Origin of the sequence: Variovorax sp. Root411 (assembly GCF_001425205.1) — a bacterium.
In the GTDB taxonomy this organism is placed as follows: Bacteria; Pseudomonadota; Gammaproteobacteria; order Burkholderiales; family Burkholderiaceae_C; genus Variovorax.
The window spans coordinates 86,955-104,424 of the sequence record NZ_LMDW01000004.1 but is presented as its reverse complement, the minus strand read 5'-3'; the positions used below and the strand labels follow the sequence as shown (position 1 = coordinate 104,424).

At 62.0% G+C, this 17,470-nt stretch carries 14 protein-coding genes; 7 read left to right on the top strand and 7 right to left on the bottom strand.

Features of this window, described 5'->3' with window-relative positions; genetic code table 11:
• Nucleotides 1-74 precede the first annotated feature (74 nt).
• From ASC92_RS09140 to ASC92_RS09115, 6 genes are all read right to left on the bottom strand, one after another.
• A complete protein-coding gene (locus tag ASC92_RS09140) occupies nucleotides 75-1,034 on the bottom strand; it encodes a helix-turn-helix domain-containing protein (protein WP_056513611.1) in 960 nt (319 codons plus the stop codon).
• A gap of 33 nt (nucleotides 1,035-1,067) precedes the next feature.
• The gene (locus tag ASC92_RS09135; protein ID WP_056513608.1) at nucleotides 1,068-2,117 is read right to left on the bottom strand and encodes an ABC transporter ATP-binding protein; all 1,050 of its coding nucleotides are present in this window, start codon (nucleotides 2,115-2,117) and stop codon (nucleotides 1,068-1,070) included.
• A gap of 27 nt (nucleotides 2,118-2,144) precedes the next feature.
• On the bottom strand, nucleotides 2,145-4,385 hold the full coding sequence (locus ASC92_RS09130) for an ABC transporter permease (protein WP_056513605.1): 2,241 nt from the start codon (nucleotides 4,383-4,385) through the stop codon (nucleotides 2,145-2,147).
• Between the two features lie 10 nt (nucleotides 4,386-4,395).
• The gene (locus ASC92_RS09125) at nucleotides 4,396-5,427 is read right to left on the bottom strand and encodes an ABC transporter substrate-binding protein (protein WP_200935962.1); all 1,032 of its coding nucleotides are present in this window, start codon (nucleotides 5,425-5,427) and stop codon (nucleotides 4,396-4,398) included.
• A 133-nt stretch (nucleotides 5,428-5,560) separates the two neighbouring features.
• Entirely contained in the window at nucleotides 5,561-6,910 is a 1,350-nt protein-coding gene (locus ASC92_RS09120; protein ID WP_056513602.1) for an ATP-binding protein, read from the bottom strand.
• Nucleotide 6,911: 1 nt separating this feature from the next.
• A complete protein-coding gene (locus tag ASC92_RS09115) occupies nucleotides 6,912-7,598 on the bottom strand; it encodes a response regulator transcription factor (RefSeq protein ID WP_056513598.1) in 687 nt (228 codons plus the stop codon).
• Between the two features lie 263 nt (nucleotides 7,599-7,861).
• On the opposite strand from ASC92_RS09115, the gene phnD reads away from it, so the two are divergent.
• From phnD to ASC92_RS09085, 6 genes are all read left to right on the top strand, one after another.
• Nucleotides 7,862-8,869, top strand: coding sequence for a phosphate/phosphite/phosphonate ABC transporter substrate-binding protein (gene phnD / locus ASC92_RS09110; protein WP_162245715.1), 1,008 nt, complete (start codon nucleotides 7,862-7,864; stop codon nucleotides 8,867-8,869).
• Between the two features lie 196 nt (nucleotides 8,870-9,065).
• Nucleotides 9,066-10,268, top strand: a complete 1,203-nt coding sequence (locus tag ASC92_RS09105) for a tyrosine-type recombinase/integrase (RefSeq protein WP_056513592.1) — start codon at nucleotides 9,066-9,068, stop codon at nucleotides 10,266-10,268.
• Between the two features lie 35 nt (nucleotides 10,269-10,303).
• A complete protein-coding gene (locus ASC92_RS28540; RefSeq protein WP_162245714.1) occupies nucleotides 10,304-11,098 on the top strand; it encodes a hypothetical protein in 795 nt (264 codons plus the stop codon).
• A gap of 299 nt (nucleotides 11,099-11,397) precedes the next feature.
• Nucleotides 11,398-11,847 carry a hypothetical protein gene (locus tag ASC92_RS09095; protein ID WP_056513586.1) on the top strand — a complete coding sequence of 150 codons (450 nt, stop codon included), beginning with the start codon at nucleotides 11,398-11,400 and terminating at the stop codon, nucleotides 11,845-11,847.
• Between the two features lie 477 nt (nucleotides 11,848-12,324).
• Nucleotides 12,325-13,536, top strand: a complete 1,212-nt coding sequence (locus ASC92_RS09090; protein ID WP_157609015.1) for a hypothetical protein — start codon at nucleotides 12,325-12,327, stop codon at nucleotides 13,534-13,536.
• 13 nt (nucleotides 13,537-13,549) lie between these two features.
• Nucleotides 13,550-14,788, top strand: a complete 1,239-nt coding sequence (locus tag ASC92_RS09085; protein ID WP_162245713.1) for a hypothetical protein — start codon at nucleotides 13,550-13,552, stop codon at nucleotides 14,786-14,788.
• Nucleotides 14,789-14,840: 52 nt separating this feature from the next.
• On the opposite strand, the gene ASC92_RS09080 is transcribed toward ASC92_RS09085, so the two are convergent.
• Nucleotides 14,841-15,176 (bottom strand): hypothetical protein, encoded by a 336-nt coding sequence (locus tag ASC92_RS09080; RefSeq protein WP_157609014.1) that lies wholly within the window; start codon nucleotides 15,174-15,176, stop codon nucleotides 14,841-14,843.
• Between the two features lie 688 nt (nucleotides 15,177-15,864).
• Here ASC92_RS09080 and ASC92_RS09075 point away from each other — a divergent pair.
• Nucleotides 15,865-17,454 carry a GMC family oxidoreductase gene (locus ASC92_RS09075; RefSeq protein WP_082519539.1) on the top strand — a complete coding sequence of 530 codons (1,590 nt, stop codon included), beginning with the start codon at nucleotides 15,865-15,867 and terminating at the stop codon, nucleotides 17,452-17,454.
• The last annotated feature ends 16 nt before the right edge of the window (nucleotides 17,455-17,470 follow it).

The window sequence follows — 17,470 nt, the reverse complement described above, 5'->3', positions numbered from 1 at the left end:
CGCCACCACTGCGCGCCAGTGCCACGCCGTCCGGCCGCCGGGCAATCACCCCGGAGACGGAGACCATCGCCGGGTCAGAGGCCGACCGAATCCCCCTGGTCTTCACGATAGCCGCGAGCATTCGTGCCGCACTTGGCGAGCGCCCTGTATCCGCCCGGCGTCACCCCCTTGCGCTTGAGGAAATGACGATTGAAGTTCGAAATGTTGTTGAAGCCCACGTCATAGCAGATGCCACTTATCTGCCGCTGTGTATGCAGCAGCAACTGGCAGGCCTTCGCGATGCGCAGTTCCGTGACGAAAGTGGTGAAGGTGCTGCCGGTTATCTTGCGGAACTGCCTGCAGAACGCGGCTTCAGGCATGCCGGCCATCGTGCTGACGCCGGCAAGGCTGAGCTGCTGCATGTAGTTCGCCCTGAGGTAGTCCAGCACCGTGTATATCTTTCCCGATCGAATGTCGTCCGTTGCACTGCCCTGCCTGTGGTTCAGCGACGTCAGCGTGCGGGCGTCTTGCCAGCGGGCAAGCTCGTACAAGAGTGCGGCGAAGGCCGAGAATCGCCCAAGTCCCCGTAGATCCCTGACCCGCAGCAGATGCTTCATCGCAAGATCCCGAAACCCGAAGAACTCGATTCCCAGGTGAGCCCTGTCCAGCAATGCCTCAGCCTCACGAAGGTCGGGCAACAGATCCATGCTCTCGCGCAACGGGGCGGCGGCGAACTGCAGCATTGGACTTGGCGCGCTTGCATGACTCTCCGATCCGTCGACGAATCGAAAGTTGTGGGGGAGGCGAGGGCCGACCAGGACGACGCTACCTGGCGCAAGCCTGTGCACCTCGTCGCCCACGAAAGCGCGATCGAAAGGGGCCATGATTGCGTGGAGCTCGAAGTCTTGGTGATACCGCCAGCGACCCGATTGCCAGAGCACCCCGCGCTCCGAAAACGAGATGCAAGAGTTCATGTCGAGCAACGCCCTTGGCGAGTGCAAGCTTGTCATTCGTCCAGCCTCGAACTCCGGGAGTTGCAGCAGTGGTTTGCGCATGGCTGCGTTCGCAGAAGGCAGCCGATAGCGGGTCTATTTGACTGCGGCGACGATGGAGACACCGTGATCGGCCAGGTGGAGGCTCACCGGAGCCCCGTGCGCGAGGGATTGCTTGACCTCCGGCGACACGACGAAGATTTCCCCGAGCTGACTGGAGAAGGTGTACTCCACGGTGCTGCCGACGTAGGTTCTCTTCACCACACGCGCCGCAAGACCGTCATTCGCAACGGGCTTGATGATCCAGGCTTCCGGGCGGACGGCGACCTTCACCGGACCCGAGCCGACCCCGGCCGGCGCCGTGATGCTCAGGGTGCCCAACGAAACCTTTCGCTGTTCATCGCAAAGCCCGTCGAACAGCATGGCCTCCCCCATGAAACCCGCGACGAACTCGGACTGGGGCGACTCGTAGAGTTCGTGGGGTGCGCCACGCTGGGCGATCACTCCCTGGTCCATCACGATGATGTGGTCGCTGACGGCCAATGCCTCGCTCTGATCGTGCGTGACATAGGCGACCGTGAGCGACAGACGCTGCTGCAGCGCGCGAATCTCCTCGCGCATGGAGCGGCGCAGCCGAGCGTCCAGGTTGGACAGCGGCTCGTCGAACAGGAGCACCGCGGGCTCCAGCGCAAGGGCGCGCGCCAGCGCCACGCGCTGCTGTTGGCCGCCGGACAGCTCGCTGGGCATGCGCTCGTTCATTCCCTTGAGCCCCACGGTCTCGAGCATCAGCCCGGCTTTCTCCTTCGCCTGCGCCTTGGCAAGACCCGACATGCGCAGGCCATAGGACACGTTCTCGATGACGCTCATGTGCGGAAAGAGCGCGTAGCTCTGGAACACCAGGCTGACGTTGCGCTGTGCCGCACCGAGCGTCGTGACGTCCGCGCCGTTGATGAAGATGCGGCCTGAGGTCGGTGTCTCGAGGCCGGCAATCATGCGCAGCGTGGTGGTCTTCCCGCAGCCCGATGGTCCGAGGATGGTGGTGAGCGTCCCCTTGGGTACGCCGAAGCTGATGTCCTTCACGACCATTGGCGCGTGCGCACCCGTGCCGTAGCTCTTGGAGACGTTCTTGAATTCGATGCCGTACATGAAGTTTCCCTCGGTAGAGGATTGAGATTAAAGCGACGCCGGCGCCGCCGGCGTGCGGTTCACATCCAGGACATCCTTGCCCGGTTGCGCTGCCGTGGAAGCTCTCCTGCCGAGCCGGCGATCGCCGACCCCCCACTGGACGAAGCCCGTGACAACCGCCATCAGGACGATCAGCGCAGTGCTGTATGCCAATGCCACGCCGTAGTCGCCCTGGCCGACGCGGCCGATGATGAACGTCGTGGCCAGCTCCGTCTGCGCCGTGACGAGAAAGATCACTGCGGACACGGTGGTCATGGAACGAACGAAGCTGTAGATGAGCGAAGCGGCAAGTGCAGGCTTGAGCAGCGGGAGCGTGATCGACCAGAGCGTGCGCGCCGTCGAGGCCCGCAGCATCAAGGAAGCTTCGTCGAGGGATTTGTCGAGCTGCTTGAATGCAGCCGACCCGGCCCGCACGCCCACCGGAAGATTCCGGAAGATGAAGCACATCACGATGATCAGGCCGGTGCCGGTCATCTCCAGCGGCGGAACGTTGAATGCCAGGACGTAGCTCACCCCCAGCACGGTGCCCGGGATCGCGAAGGCCATGAGCGCCGAGAACTCGAACGCACTCTGGGCGCGGAACTGCACGCGTGCCAGCAGCCAGGCGATCAGGAGACCCAGGCCGGCGGTGAGCGGTGCAGCGATGCCCGCCAGCCGCACGGTCGTGAAGAGCGAGTCCCAGGCCACGCCGATCCACTGCACGGCGCCGCCCTCGAAGGCCACGGCGAAGGCCGTCCGGAAGTGAGCGAGCGTGGGCGAATAGTTCCTGCCCCAGGTCTGCACGAAGCCTCCGCAGAACGCGAAGACATAGACCACCAGGGTGAAGACCAGCCACGGCACGACGACGCACAGCGCAGCGCGCCGAAGCCCGCTGGGCAGGCGCATCGACAGCCCCGCGTCGCCCTTGCCCGAGACGGTCGTGAAGTTCTTGCGGCCAAGGATCCCGCGCTGCAGCGCGAAGATGCCCAGGGCGAAAACGCTCAGGATCAACGCGAGCGCGGCCGCCCTGCCTTGGTCGAACTGAGCGCCGACGATGGCGAAGAAAATCTCCGTGGACAGGACCGAGAACTGCCCTCCCACGATGATCGGATTCCCGAAGTCGGCAATGCTCTCGATGAAGCCGACGAGGAACGCATTCGTCAGGCCCGGCAGCATCAGCGGAAAGGTGACATGCCGGAAGGTCCGCCAGCCGTCCGCGCGCAGTGTTTGAGAGGCCTCCTCGAGCGACGGGCTGATCCCCTCGACGACGCCGCGCACGATCAGGAAGGCGATGGGAGTGAAGGCGAACAGCTGCGCAAGCCAGACACCGAACCAGCCATAGAACCAGCGCGTGGGCTCCACGCCGAAGGCCCATTCAACCATCTGGTTGACAAGGCCTGCCCGGCCGAACAGCAGGATCAGTCCCAGCCCCACCACGAAGGGCGGCGTGATGATTGGAAGTGGCGCGAGGAATCGAAGCGCGTGGCGAATCCTGGAGTCGCTGCGGTTTTCGACGAGCGCGAGCAGCGTTCCGAGCACGGTCGTCGTGATGCCGGTCAGCGTGGCCAGCGCCAGCGTGTTCCACGCGACGCCGCAGCCCTGCGAGGAGTACAGGCAGCCGACACCCCAGATCCGTTCACTCGCGATCCGTGCCATCCAGGCTCCGACACTCGGCTGTCCCGCCTCGTCGAGGAAGGCGCCGGCCAAAGACCTGAAGACGGGGAACGCGACGAAGGTGATCAGCAGGCTGCTCGCGCCGACCACCGCCGCCGCGACGAACAGGTCGCCGCGAAACGCGCCGGTACGCGCCATGCCGAACGCGGTCAGCATCAGCAGCGAGCACAGGACCAGCATGGCGCCCCAGCCGAAACCGGGCTGGCCGATATTTGCGTCGAGAACGCCCGAGATCGCTCCAGCCCCGGGCAGTCCGATGGCGAAGCCTTGCGCGAGCACCCCTGCCACACCCAGCGCACCGCACCAGGCCAGGAGGCGTCCCTGGGCGGCTCCTGGCGCCACGCGCAGCGCCCCAAGGCCAACGATCAGCGGCCAGACGCCGACGGCGAGCCATTGGCGCCGGTGCAGCAGGACCTGGGCGAGCGCCGACGAACTGTCATGGCCGGCCAAAAGCTCGCTCAGGCCTTGCAGCCCGGACAAGCCCTCGGGCAGGGCGTACCAGGGAAGCACGCAGAACGCGACGAGGCCGATGATCGACCAGATGGCGATCGGGCGATTGTTGTCGTTGAGTTTCATGCTGGGTCGCTCAGCGCGGCTGGGAATTGACATCGCGCTCCCAGCGTTCGATCAGGCGTTTGCGCTCTGCCGACTGGCCATATTTTGCGTAGTCATAGTTGATGAGGCGGATCTTGCGGAAGTCGGGGATATGGCTGTCCAGCTTGGCCGACTTGTTGGAGGGCAACTGGTACTGGTGCGCCGCGGCGGCCAGCTGTTGCGCCGCGGGAGTCAACGCCCACTCGTAGAACTTCTTGGCGTTCTCGAGATTGCGAGCACCCTTGACGATCGACATCGACCCGATCTCCGCGCCGGTTCCCTCGCAGGGCGTCACGGTCGCAATCGGGAAACCCTGCATCTGCTCGCTGGGGGCGTCGTGGACGAAACTGATGGAGACCGTGGTTTCGCCCCGGGCCGCGGCCTTGATGGGACCGGTGCCGGAGCGCGCGTACTGGCTGACGTTCTTGTGCAGGCCCTTCATGTAGTCGAAGGCCTTGTCTTCTCCCATCAGCTGGACGAGGGTCGCGATCATGGTGTACGCAGTTCCCGAACTCGCCGGGTTGGCGACCTGGATCTCACCACGAAGCGCCGGCGAAAGCAGGTCCTTCCAGCACTTGGGCTCGGGCAGCTTCTTCTTCGCCAGCAGCTCGGTATTGAAGGCGAAGCCGAGCGGCCCGGAGTACACGCCGACGGTTCGCCATTGCGATTGCTCGGCCTGCGACTGGGACCAGGCATGAAGCTGGTCGAACGATGGCGACTTGTACGACAGGGTCAGGTCCTGCTCCGCGGCCTGGAGATGGGGATCGCCCGTGCCACCGAACCAGACATCGGTCTTGGGATTGCTTCGCTCCGCCAGGAGTTGCGCAAGCGCCTCGCCGCTGCCTCGCTTGAGGACGTTGACCTTGATGCCTGAACTGCGGGCGAAGGTGGTGCTCATGAGCGAGCACCATTCGTCCTGGACAGAGCAGATGACGTTCAACTGGCCGGCGCCTTGGGCGTGGGTGACAGGCGCGCTGACGGCGGCTGCCAGTGCAAGGACGGCAAGGACGTTTCTCTTCCTCATCTTTATCTCCTTTGGGTTGAATCGAGAGGTATTTGCGAAAACACTGCCCCCCAGCCACGCAAGGGCTGTAAAGAAAGGGGCATGGGCTATGGAAGCTTCGGTCGGCCGGCGTGGCGTGCCGCGCCGTCAACGATCAGGGGCCTTGGCTCCAGCGAACGACGGCATCGACCCCGATGACCCGGCCGCCGTCGACGCGGTTGTAGATATCCATGGACGCGCCCATGGCTTCCGCGATCTGGCGGCAGATGGACAGCCCCAGTCCGACACCACCCTTGGTCGCCGAGAACGCCTGGAACAACCGCGGGCGCAGCGCTTCGTCCACGCCTTGCCCGCAGTCCCATACGACCAGTTCCACCGTTGCGGCGTAGGCACGCACCAGGATGCCGAGACGCCCGCCGTTGGGGGTGTGGTGTATTGCGTTTGCAAGCAGATTGCGCAGCAACTCGCCCAGCATCAGCGGGTCGCCGGTGGCGCCGAGCTTGTCGTCGCCTTCCAGGGCAAAGTCCAGCCGCTTGGCCGCGATGAGCGGGGCGAGTTCCATCACGGCCTCCAGGGCCACGGCGTGCAGCACGACCGTCTGCAGCTGCCCCGCCCGCTTGATCTGCTCGAGCTTGCTCAGGCTCAGCAGTTGATTGGCCATGTCCGTCGCGCGATCCACCGTGTGCAGCATCTGCGGCAGGATCTCGGAAGCGGGCGCATCGCCCGCAATGGCCGACTGCAACTGGGTCCGAAGCACCGACATGGGCGTGCGCAGCTGATGAGACGCGTCGGCAAGGAAGCGCCGCTGCTCCTCCACCCACTCGCGCTGCCGCTGGTGGAGGTCGTGCATCCGCGCCATCGCCGGGCGCAGCTCGGACGGCCCGTCGTAGAGCTCGACATCCAGCTGAGGGGCGTCGAGTGCCCGGCGGGCGCGCTCGAGCCAGCGCGATGTCATGACCACTCCCGAGATCACCACGAAAGACATCCCGACGGCGACCACGCCGAGCCAGCCGAACAATGCCGGCGGAACCTCGCGCCAGACCGCGAAGCGCGCACTCATCGGTTCGGCGACCTGGACAACCATGTTCCGGCCGGGATCTTTCGCGTCTTTTCGCAGGGCCGCCGCCGCCCGCACGGACGAATTTCCTCGCTGGGCTACATAGAAGCGGGGTTCCCCGGATGCCGGCAGAGTCGCCGTCCACGGAAATGCGTCGAGCATCCGATCGCCCGCGATCCAGCTCCCGTTGATCGCGCCGAACCGATAGAACATGGGATCAGGGCTCGTCGAGCTCGAAACCCCCTCGGCATTGCCGACGTCCGCCAACTCGAGACGACCAAGCCTCGCGACCAGACGCTCATCCTGCGCGCGCGCCAGGTTGATCAGGCCCATCACCAGATGAAAGAACACGATGCAAGCCATCACGAGCCACAACCCGCCAAGCAGCCACAGCAGCAGGAAGCGCCGAAGTGATGTGGCCCGCGACGGTAGAGGCGACAGCTTCATGTCAGGCGGATGGACGCTGTGCGGCTGCCGATGCATCGTCACACAACAGATATCCGACTCCCCGCAGGTTGAGCACTTCGACGTTCGCGCCGGCCAGCTTCTTCCTCAGTCGATGCACGACGACGTCGATGGCGTCCGACTGCGCCGCGTCTGCGCCGAACACGGCGTCCCTCAATACCTCCCTGGGGACGACGTGGTCGACGCGTGACATGAGTTTTTTCAGAAGATCGGCTTCGCGCTGCGAAAGCTCGAGCGGGCTCTGATCCTTGTAGAAGGCATTGGCGGAAGCTTCGTATCGAAGGCGTCCGCACCTGAGCTCTCCATTGCGACCGAGGCGGCGCGTCAGCGCGCCAATGCGCGCGATCATCTCCTCGAGGTCGAACGGCTTGGCCAGATAGTCATCGGCGCCGGCGTTGAGGCCGGCGATCCTGTCCCCGACGGCTCCCCTGGCCGTCAGGATGAGCACCGGGGTCGTGTTGCCGTCACCTCGCAGGCGATGAAGAAGCTCGAGGCCGTCAAGCCCGGGAAGCGACAGGTCGAGCACGATGATGTCGAAGCTCTTTTTCCGCGCCGCCGCCAAGGCTTCAATGCCGTCGCTGCAACAAAGAAGTTCGAAGCCGCGCGATGACAGGCTGCGGGAAAGTATTCCCGACAGATCAAAGTCGTCTTCCACCAGCAAAAGCTTCATGACTGAATGTTGCCACCAGCGACTTCGTCACGAACTGGGACTTGCACCACGCACTGGTGAAAGGCAGTCGAAAGAAAAAGTCGAGCGCCCCCCCCCCGAGGCGCGATTCTTTCAAGAGACTTTCGCGCAGCTACCGTGATTCCTCTCTCGGCCGTGCGGCGAAGCGCCCCAATCATTCGACCGGGTCTGTGCACCTGGTCCACCGGATGCCCATGCCCGCCCAACCTTGAAGACACACGCTGGTCGAAGCAGCAGGAGACACAGTGAAACGACGCGATTTGTTGATCGGAGCCGGCCTTGCCGGATGCTCATCCTTATGGGCGCAGGGCGCGCCTCAGGCAAGGAGCCCGGCGCCCGGGAACGCTGCTCGCCTGACCTTCGGACTCATGAGCCCGCGGAATCCGGACGTCATGCTCGAGAACTGGAATCCATTCCTGGACCGGATGGCGCTTGCGGCGGACACGGCAATCGATCGCCGTGTTTTCGGCAGCGTCGATGAGATCGTGAAGGAATTTGCCGCTGGGCGCATGGATCTGGCCTGGCTTGGCAACGCAGCTGCGTTGGATGTGGTCGAGATGGGCGCCGGCAGCGTATTTGCCGTCATGGTCAACCAAGGCAAGACGTCCTACCGCTCCGTCTTGATCGCGCATCAAGACAGCAAGCTACGCAGTCTTGAGGATGTGGTCCACGCAGGTCCACAGCTTCGCTTCGGCGACGGAGACGAGAAAAGCGCGTCGGGGCATGTCGTGCCGATGTACTTCGCTTTCACCAAGAAGGGAGTGAGCGACGCCTCCAGGTTGTTCAAGGAGATCAAGCGCGGCAGTCATGAGGCCAACCTGATGGCCGTCGTCAATGCAGAAGTCGACGTCGCTACCAACAACACATCGGAACTCGACAACTTTCGCTCCCAACGCCCGTCGGACGCTGCGAAAGTTCGCGTGATCTGGGAATCGCCGGACATTCCGGAGTCTCCGATGGTGTGGCGCAATGGCCTTTCGGCGCAGCTGAAGCAGAAGATCGCGTCGTTCGCCTACGAATTTGGCACAAAGGATCCGGAAGAGAAGAGGATCCTGTGGAACATCAACAAGCTCACGGGTTGGCGCCAATCCTCGAATCGCCAGCTCATCGCCATCGCCAACCTCGAGATGTTCAAGGCGAGCCAGCAGATCATGCGTGACCCAAAACTGGATGAAGCACAGCGGATGCAGAGAGTCGGGGAGGTCATGCAACGCGGCTCGAAGCTGGAGCAGTTACTCAGATCTGGTGGCTAGGGGAACGCCAGGACCGATTCTGGCGGAGAGTGTGTCCGTCGAACAATCGACCCATGATGCGCCAAGACGATTTTAAGTTATTGATTTTATTGAAATAACACTCAAGTGAAGTCCGAAGACGTCCGATCGTAGACGACAACAGCCGATGCTTTTTGTGGGCACAATGTGGGACAAATAAACTCCACAGACAGACCCTTTGCCCAAGATCGCCACAGAACTCTCAGCCCGCACCGTCGCAGCACTCAAGGCCGAAGGCCGACACGCAGTCGGAGGCGCGCCAGGCCTGCATCTTCGCGTTTCCGCCGGTCACCGCGGCTGGGTACTGCGCATTCTCGTCGGCAACCAGCGCCGCGACATTGGTTTGGGCCCCTTTCCTCAGGTCGGCTTGGCCGAGGCACGCGAGAAGGCCCGAGAGATTCACCGACAGGTACGCCTGGGCACATCGCCCCTGAGCCCCAAGCGCATGCAGCAGCAGGCGTTGCAAACCAGTGAGGCGGCGAACAAGAAGTTCGATTGGTGTGTGACTGAATTCATCAACTCCAAGGCGGACGAATGGAAGAACGCCAAACACCGCCAGCAGTGGGAGAGCACGCTCAAAACCTACGTCTCGCCGCACATCGGTGATATGGCTGTGCGTGACGTCGACCTGCCGCATGTCCTGCTGTGCCTGGAGCCGATCTGGAAGACGAAGAACGAAACCGCCTCTCGACTTCGCGGGCGGATCGAGTCGGTGCTGGACTGGTCCGCTGTCCGGAAGTACCGCTCTGGCGACAACCCCGCGCGTTGGAAGGGACACTTGGACAAGGTGCTCCCTGCCCCTACCAAGATTCAGAAGGTCAAACACCACCGAGCCGTCCCGATCGACGACATGTCCGTCTTCATGACCGACCTGCGGGAGCGAACCGGGACCTCCGCACGCGCCCTGGAATTTGTAATCCTGACCGCCGCACGGTCGGGTGAGGTACGAGGCGCAGTGTGGTCTGAGTTCGACATGGACGCGAAAATCTGGAACGTTCCTGCCGGTCGCATGAAGGCGGGACGGGAACACCGTGTTCCTCTGAGCAACGCCGCAGTGAGTCTGCTGGAAGCCCTGCCCCGAACCAAAGGGACAGACCTGGTCTTTCCTGGAACCAAGAACAAGGCACTCTCGGACATGAGCCTGACTGCGGTCATGCGGCGCATGGAGGTGGATGCCGTCCCCCACGGCTTCCGATCCACCTTTCGAGATTGGGTCGGCGACCGAACCACCTACCCCAGGGACCTCGCCGAGATGGCCCTTGCCCACGTGATCGAAAACAAGACAGAGGAGGCGTACCGGCGAAGCGACGCACTGGAACGCCGCCGCGAAATGATGAATGCCTGGGGCGGATTTTTGAACCCGCGGCCTCCCGTAGATTAAGCATCTGTTCATGCGCGTCAATGACCTTAGCGCTTATGACTCCCATTCACTTCAAACCTGAATTTCACTCCCCCTTAGCTCGAAACTCACTTCAAGCAATGCCAAAAGAAGAAATGATGGCCACCGAATTTTCAGAGTTTCAAGCCAAAGAAGGCAAATCGGAGTATGGCCGACTAATGGCCGAGCTCGTCGCCGCCGTTCAAAATCAGTATATCGAAATAGAGCCTCGCCACGGAGGACTTGGTTACTTTGAGCGAGTATATCGCCCGCTACTCCGATATTCTCAGGCCAACCCCCAAAAACTTCTGAAAGACAACTTCCCAGATTTCGACGTATTGAAAGAATTTCTTTCAATCGAAGGAGAAAATATTCCATCGGATCTTTTTCTTATTTATGTTTGCACCGCGCTTTCGGTTGAAGCGCTGCAAGCTCACAATGCAAAGGAAAATCTGCTCTCGGTTGAGCTCTTGCTGAATTCGTATTATTGGTGCGGATTCCAAAATTGCATTGAAAAGCACGATGCCATCACGGCAGACACTCTCATCAAAGAAAACAACAGCAAACAAGGGCTCAAGAAAGCCTTGATTCGGCACGAGCCCACCATGCGGCTTAGGGAAGAAGCCTGCAATCTGGCTCGTGAGCTCAAGCCGTGGAAAAACTATCGAGAGGCATCCAAAACAATCTTCAAAAAACTGGAACACAAACTCGTCAAAGAACTGCGCTCAGATGATTTTGAAGACCTGCTCATAGGTTGGTTCAAACAAATGCCGGACCGGATGGACGTTTTTAAAATGGCTCGAACGGCGCCATCCCCGAAAAAGAAGAAATAGGACTGCCCATCATTCGGCAGCCACGGTCATTCAAAGCCAGCCCTCCATGATCGCTGGTTGCCATGGACACAAGGCACAGGGATTGCGGCCTCCGTCACGAGCAGAGCCCCGGCCGTGCAGGACACCATGGTGTCCTGCACGGCCGACTCCGACAAGGGCCGGTCGGACTCGATGGCAAGCACCTCGAAATCGGAGGTCAGGTCGACAAGGCGCCATGGGTGCCGACAGCTCTCCACGCAATCGAGCAAGGTGTGCATGCATGCTCATAGGAGAAGGCTCTTGGTCAAGGTGAAATCCAGTTGTCGCGCGACAAACTGCATCTCAACCCTTCACTCAAGGACCTCATGATCCCCTACCGTTCTCCGGGTGCTCCGCCCATTTCGCGCCCCGCCTACGAGGCGGCCGCGCCCATCTCGCCAACGATGCCGCCTAACCCGCCGCTGAACGATCAGCAGGCACCGTACCCCGGTCGTCTGCGCAAGGACGAAGTGCTGCACATCACCCGTCTGTCCAAGACCATGCTCCATGCGCGCATGGATGAGCAGAGCCCGTACCACGACGAATCCTTCCCGCTGCCCTTCTACTATCCGAAGAGCCGTATCCCCTACTGGGATCAGGACGCCTTGTTCAAGTGGCTGCGCACCGCAGGTCAACAGCGTCCTCGCAATCGCTCCAAGACCGCCGCGCAACAAGGCATGCCGCTCGGTGCTCTTCCGAGCAAGGGCTTCGGTTACACGCCGCGGATCTGAGCGCCAGGCCAGGTCACCTGCTGGAGTATGTCCAGCTGGTCTTGGCCCACCTGACGCTTGCGCCGCACAAGGTTTTTCCCACTCGGCCGCGAACTAAAAAACGCCCCCTCCTCGGTAGCTGGCTGCCCTCAAGCCGCTAGCACCAGAGGAGGTGTATGCCGATGGAAGCAAAACGCCATGAGCGGGATGCACGGGCAATGCCCAGCGCATCCACGATATCGGACCTTCTGGCCTAGGCGGCTCCGGCTTCTATTCGGCCTCGAAGAAATCCCCCTCTATAACTATTGCAAAAGCCACATCCTCCTACGCATTACGCTGAGTCAATGAATATCTCTTCACCGAGATTTTCTAACACCAAGCCTCAGGCCTTGCCTTTGCCCATCGCTTGCGGCTGTGCAGGGTAGCTAGCGCAATAGATCCTCCCCCTGAACCCTCTGAGATGCTCTCATGAGCATCAGGATTCCTTTTGTCTAAAAAATGAAAATCAAACCCATCGTTATGCGAGACCTTGCTCGCTCGCATCCCGAAGATGACAACCTCGATCTGCTCGGCACGCAGGCTATGAGCCAGCGCCACCTCGAATGGAACAGTGTCAAGCTGAATGACCGCCGGGTCGACCAGCTGAACGTGACCCGGGATCGTTCGGGACCCATTGCCTACGTCCACAAAGCCGCCAAGGCACTGGCGACGAGCATGGGCCCGGCAGTTGTTCTGGTTGCAGAAGCAAATGGCCTTGCGAAGGTGGTGATCACGCCTCTCGGCGAACAATTGGCACGAGCCTTTGAGACCGATTTCGCACTCATTCACGAGGAGTACCAACCCTACGCTTTCTCCCCAGTCTATATGCTCATGCAGCGAATTGCGCGCCTCTTCCCCCTCAAATTTCGCGGCTCCCTGAATAAGTCCTTGTCCCTCAAGGATGCGGAAACGCTGGTGCGCAAGATTGAATGCGTGATCGGCGTCTTGCGTCGTAGCCTGAGTGCCCCTGAATTGAAACAGGCGCAGCAGAATTTCCGTCGCAATGCGATCGCCAATTTCAACGGGTTGTGCGACGGGTTCGACTGGCTGGCCGAACGCCATGAAGAGGCGGTGGTGTTGCGTTTCGAAGTGTTCCTGCGCCCCCACGACTCCCAGCCCGTCAATTTCGGGGAGAAGCCGGACCTCGCCTTGCTCGACGAATTCCACCCCTTGTGCACGCGCTTCCAACGCTTCATGGCCCACCACTTCGGCAAGGCGTTGCTGCTGGGGTTTGCCTGGACGCTTGAGCATGGCCGCGAGAGCGGCTTTCACAAGCACTTTGTGGTCGTGCTGCGTGCGCGAGGCAATGAGGATCACGTGGCCGTGGTCGAGCAGTTGATCCGGAAGTGGGAACAACTGACGGGCGGCCGAGGCCATGCGCACAGCAGCAACAAGGATGGCGGGCGTCACCATCGACGCGCCGTTGGCCTGGTCAATCTGCGCGATCCCCAAGTCGCAGCAGGTCTGCGCCGCATCGCGGCTTACTTCACCTTGGCAGGCTTGTTCGTGAAGCTGGACGTTCCGCAGTCGTTCGACACCTTTGGCAAGGGCCGCTTCCCCAAGAAGCCCTTGCCCACTGATCTCGCAGGACGCCCCCGCAAGCGCCCGCCAGGTTCGCGCATCCGCATGTCGGTGACGCAGTACGAGAAAAACCATTTGCACTTCATGTAAGAAGACCGCCGCCATGCTTCCCATGCTGATTCTCCCGGCACGTCCGGGGTCAAGCCCCCTTGAACGTGTGTACTACCCGGCCTCGGGCCGGCATGGGGGCGGTGGCGCGGCCGCTCCTCGCGATCGCGCCGCCTCTGCGCGCACGATGGCTCAAGATTCGCGCGCGGCCCTGAACGAGCGCCTGTGCCTCATCGAGATCCAACGTCAGCCCGCGCCTTGGGGGCGCGATATCGTGCCCGTCTACGGAGAACTGGCGGCTTCCCTGCCAGTAGTCCGGGCCGGCATCACCCCAGCCTCGGTTGGCCGCGGAGAGGTTCTCCTGCAAATCAGGGCCTTCGCCAAGCAGGTGCGCATGCTGCGCGGCACGGGCGCGCGTGCATTCACGCCCATGCGGCATTGCTGGAAAGTCACCCAAGTGGGGGTTGCCTTGCTTGCCGTGATGGGCGATCTGTTTGAGTTGGCCCAGTTGCATCACCAGGATCGTCGCTTCGACTGGGGTGTGCAACTCGCAGTTGACGAGTTCGCTGCCGTGGGCTTGATTACGGCAATCTTGCCGCACATGCTGCCCAGCCCCAATCTCGACGCGTGGCGACTCGGCTATGTGGACCCCGTGATTGCCAACCTGAGCAACGCTTTCATCAAGCGGGTGCGTGAGCGCGCGAACGCACATCAAGCCGGTCGAGTGGAGCAACTGCACAAGACCCGCAACGATGCCCTCGCTCGCGAACTCCGCTCGTACTTTTCGGATCTAGTGAGGCAGCACCCGAGCGCGCATGTAGAGCGCCTGGAACTGACCATCCAGGGCCCTTACCAGTTGAACCAGCGCGACAATTTCAAGCGCATGGTGGATGCCACCACGCGTCTTCTGAAGGCGCTCAAGCACCGCTACGGCAGCGCCATCGTGGGCGATATCCGCAAGGTCGATCACGCACCGAAGGGCGACTACCTCGTGCACCTGCTGCTCGCCGTGGAGGGTCCGAGTGCATCCGAATTGGAGGACCTGCGCCGCGCTATCCGCGAGCTGTGGGATGAGATGTTCCCGGACCACGGTATCGTCGTGGATTGCAACGACTTCGAGCTGTTCATGTACCGTGGGTGCGGCACGCTCATTCGCCCGCATGAATCCCTCAAGGGCCAGTTGGACAAGGCCACCATTTTCCTGGCCGAAACCGATCGCATGATCCGCATCGGCTATGGCGAGGGCCATGATGGCTTGCTGATCGGCACTGTGTCGGGGCGACCACTGCCGTAGCACCCAAATCGTGAATTTCAGTCTTCCCATCTTGACCGGCCGCGCGCGCTGCTCATCTGGACTGCCGCTGTGCTCCGATGTAGGCAACGCACCCGACGATGTTGAGTCGGGCCAGCAGCAAGAACTTCTCGGCGTCGATGCGCGCGCCCACTGACAGCACGCCCTTGTCGTAGCGGTCGTCCTCGGCCAGCGATCCGTAGGCGCGATACTCGCGGCCTGGGCGGGCTTGCCGTCGATGCGAAGACCCTCGAAGCGCGAGCCGTCGGCGCGTGAAGGTGCCTTCACGGCGCCTGTTTCGGTCCAGCACCCAACATTGGTGGTACCGTTCTTGACGCTTGTCTGACTCGAATTTACGACAGAGAGGCCCATGAACGCTCACTTTCTTCATTCTCTCATGGAAAGATACCGTCAAAAGTACCGTCGTCCACACTCAGCTAGGCCATCCCCAAGCACAGCGCCGATCCATGCGCTTCGCTAGTCCGAGCTAGCCAAGCCGGAGCTATCACCCTCAGCATTTGTCGCATCGCAACCCTTGGCAGGCCTCACCTCAACGAAGTGCTACGGTACAAATGGCGATGCGCCGTCGACAGTCCCCTTTACAGATGAGATGGCAGATCTGCTGCCCCCAAAGTTGCGGGAAACGCGTCTGAGTGAGGTCAACGACCCAGTCTACGGCTGTCCCGGCAGATCCTTGAGCCTCAGAATTGCGACCGCCCTTCGATTTGGTCTCCCCGGCGTCGACACGTAGTTGATACGAGCACCAGCGCGCAGTGGGTCGGCTGTCAGATAGCGGTGGTGAGTTGGACTGCGGCAACTGCCGGGTGGAGGCCGTCCTGGGCCCTGCCTCGGCGGCGAGATTGAGGACGCTGATAGCCATCGGAGCTCGCAGGCAGGCAAGGAACACAGCTCCTCCAGTCAGCTCACGACGCTGCCGGTAAAAAGCTCCCACTCGGGTTGGACTGCCCGAGCGCGTACTGCGAGTTGATTCAGAGCGCACTCGGTCAGGTTTGCCTTTGAGCGTCCGGGTTATCGCTCGACTATCTGCCTCCAGTATCTAAGAAAATCGGAGACAGACGTTGGAGACTCAAGTTATCGATTACATCGTGGTCGGAGCCGGCTCGGCCGGATGCGTGATCGCGCACCGCCTCGTCAAGGCAGGTCATTCGGTGTTGCTGCTCGAGGCCGGTCCGACCGATGCGAGCAAGTTCGTCAAAATGCCTGCGACATTTGTTCGCGTCATCGGGACGGAGCGCTCGTGGGTCTACGAAACCGTTCCTCAGCCGCATGCCAATGGCCGCAAGATGTACGTCCCGCAGGGGCGCATGAACGGTGGCGGCAGTTCTCTGAACGCAATGATCTATGTCCGTGGCGCGGCCGCGGACTACGACGCATGGGCTGACGCCGGCTGCGCCGATTGGGCCTGGAAGGATGTCCTGCCTGCATTCAAGCGAGCCGAGAGCAACATGCGCTTCTCCGGTGAGATGCATGGCACCGATGGCCCTCTGCAAGTCAGCGACACGAAGTACCGGCACCCTCTGAGCCTGGCGTTCTTGAAGGCTGCGCAGGAGGCGGGCCTTCCGTACAACGATGACTTCAACAGCGGCACCCAGGAAGGCGTAGGTTTCTACCAGACCACGACGATCAACGGCACGCGCGGCAGCACGGCGGCGACGTACCTTGCCGCAGTGCTCGCCGACCCGAAGCTCACCATGGTCAACGGTGCCCGCGTGCTGCGGGTGATCATCGAGGGCGGCAACGCGACCGGCGTCGAGTACCGCCGAGACGATGGTGGAACGGTGAAGGCGCTTGCCAACCGCGAGGTCGTGCTGAGCGCGGGTGCACTCGCGTCGCCCAAGCTGCTGCAGGTGTCGGGCATCGGCCCCGGCGAATTGCTGCGGGAACTGGGTATCCCGGTTCATTGCGACCTGCCCGGTGTAGGCGAGAACTTCCAGGACCATCTGGAAATCATTGCGCATGGCCGCTGCAAGGAGCCGATCAGCCTGCTCGGCCAGGACAAGGGCCTCACGGCTTTGAAGCACGGCGTGCAATGGGAGCTGTTCAAGACGGGCCTCCTTACCTCCAACGTGGTCGAGAGCGGCGGCTTCGTCGACACAGCCGGAACTGGACGTCCCGATGTGCAGTTCCATGTGCTGCCCGTTCTGGTGGGGGACGTGGATCGTCCGATGCCGGAAGTGCACGGCATTTCGATCGACCCCTGTTTCCTGCGCCCGAAGTCGCGTGGACGCGTGCGGGCCGTCAGTGCGAATGCCATGGACCCGGTTCATTTCGATGGAGGCTTCCTTTCGGAGCAGGAAGACGTGGATACGCTCGTGCGCGGCCTCAAGCTGGCACGCCGCATCATGCGGATGCCCTCGCTGCGCAAGGTTGTCGCCGAGGAGATCTATCCGGGCCCTCAGGAGCACATGCCTGACAGCGATCTGGAGCAGTTCGTGCGCCAGTACGCCAAGACCGTTTATCACCCGGTGGGCACCTGCCGGATCGGAGGTGACCCGATGGCTGTCGTCGATTCCAGGCTGCGCGTGCGCGGCGTGGGGCGCCTGCGCGTGTGCGATGCCTCGGTGATGCCCACCATCTGCAGCGGCAACACCAATGCGCCCACCATCATGATTGCCGAGCGCGGTGCCGAGTTCATGCTCGGCCGCTGAGCGGTGCGATCTCTTC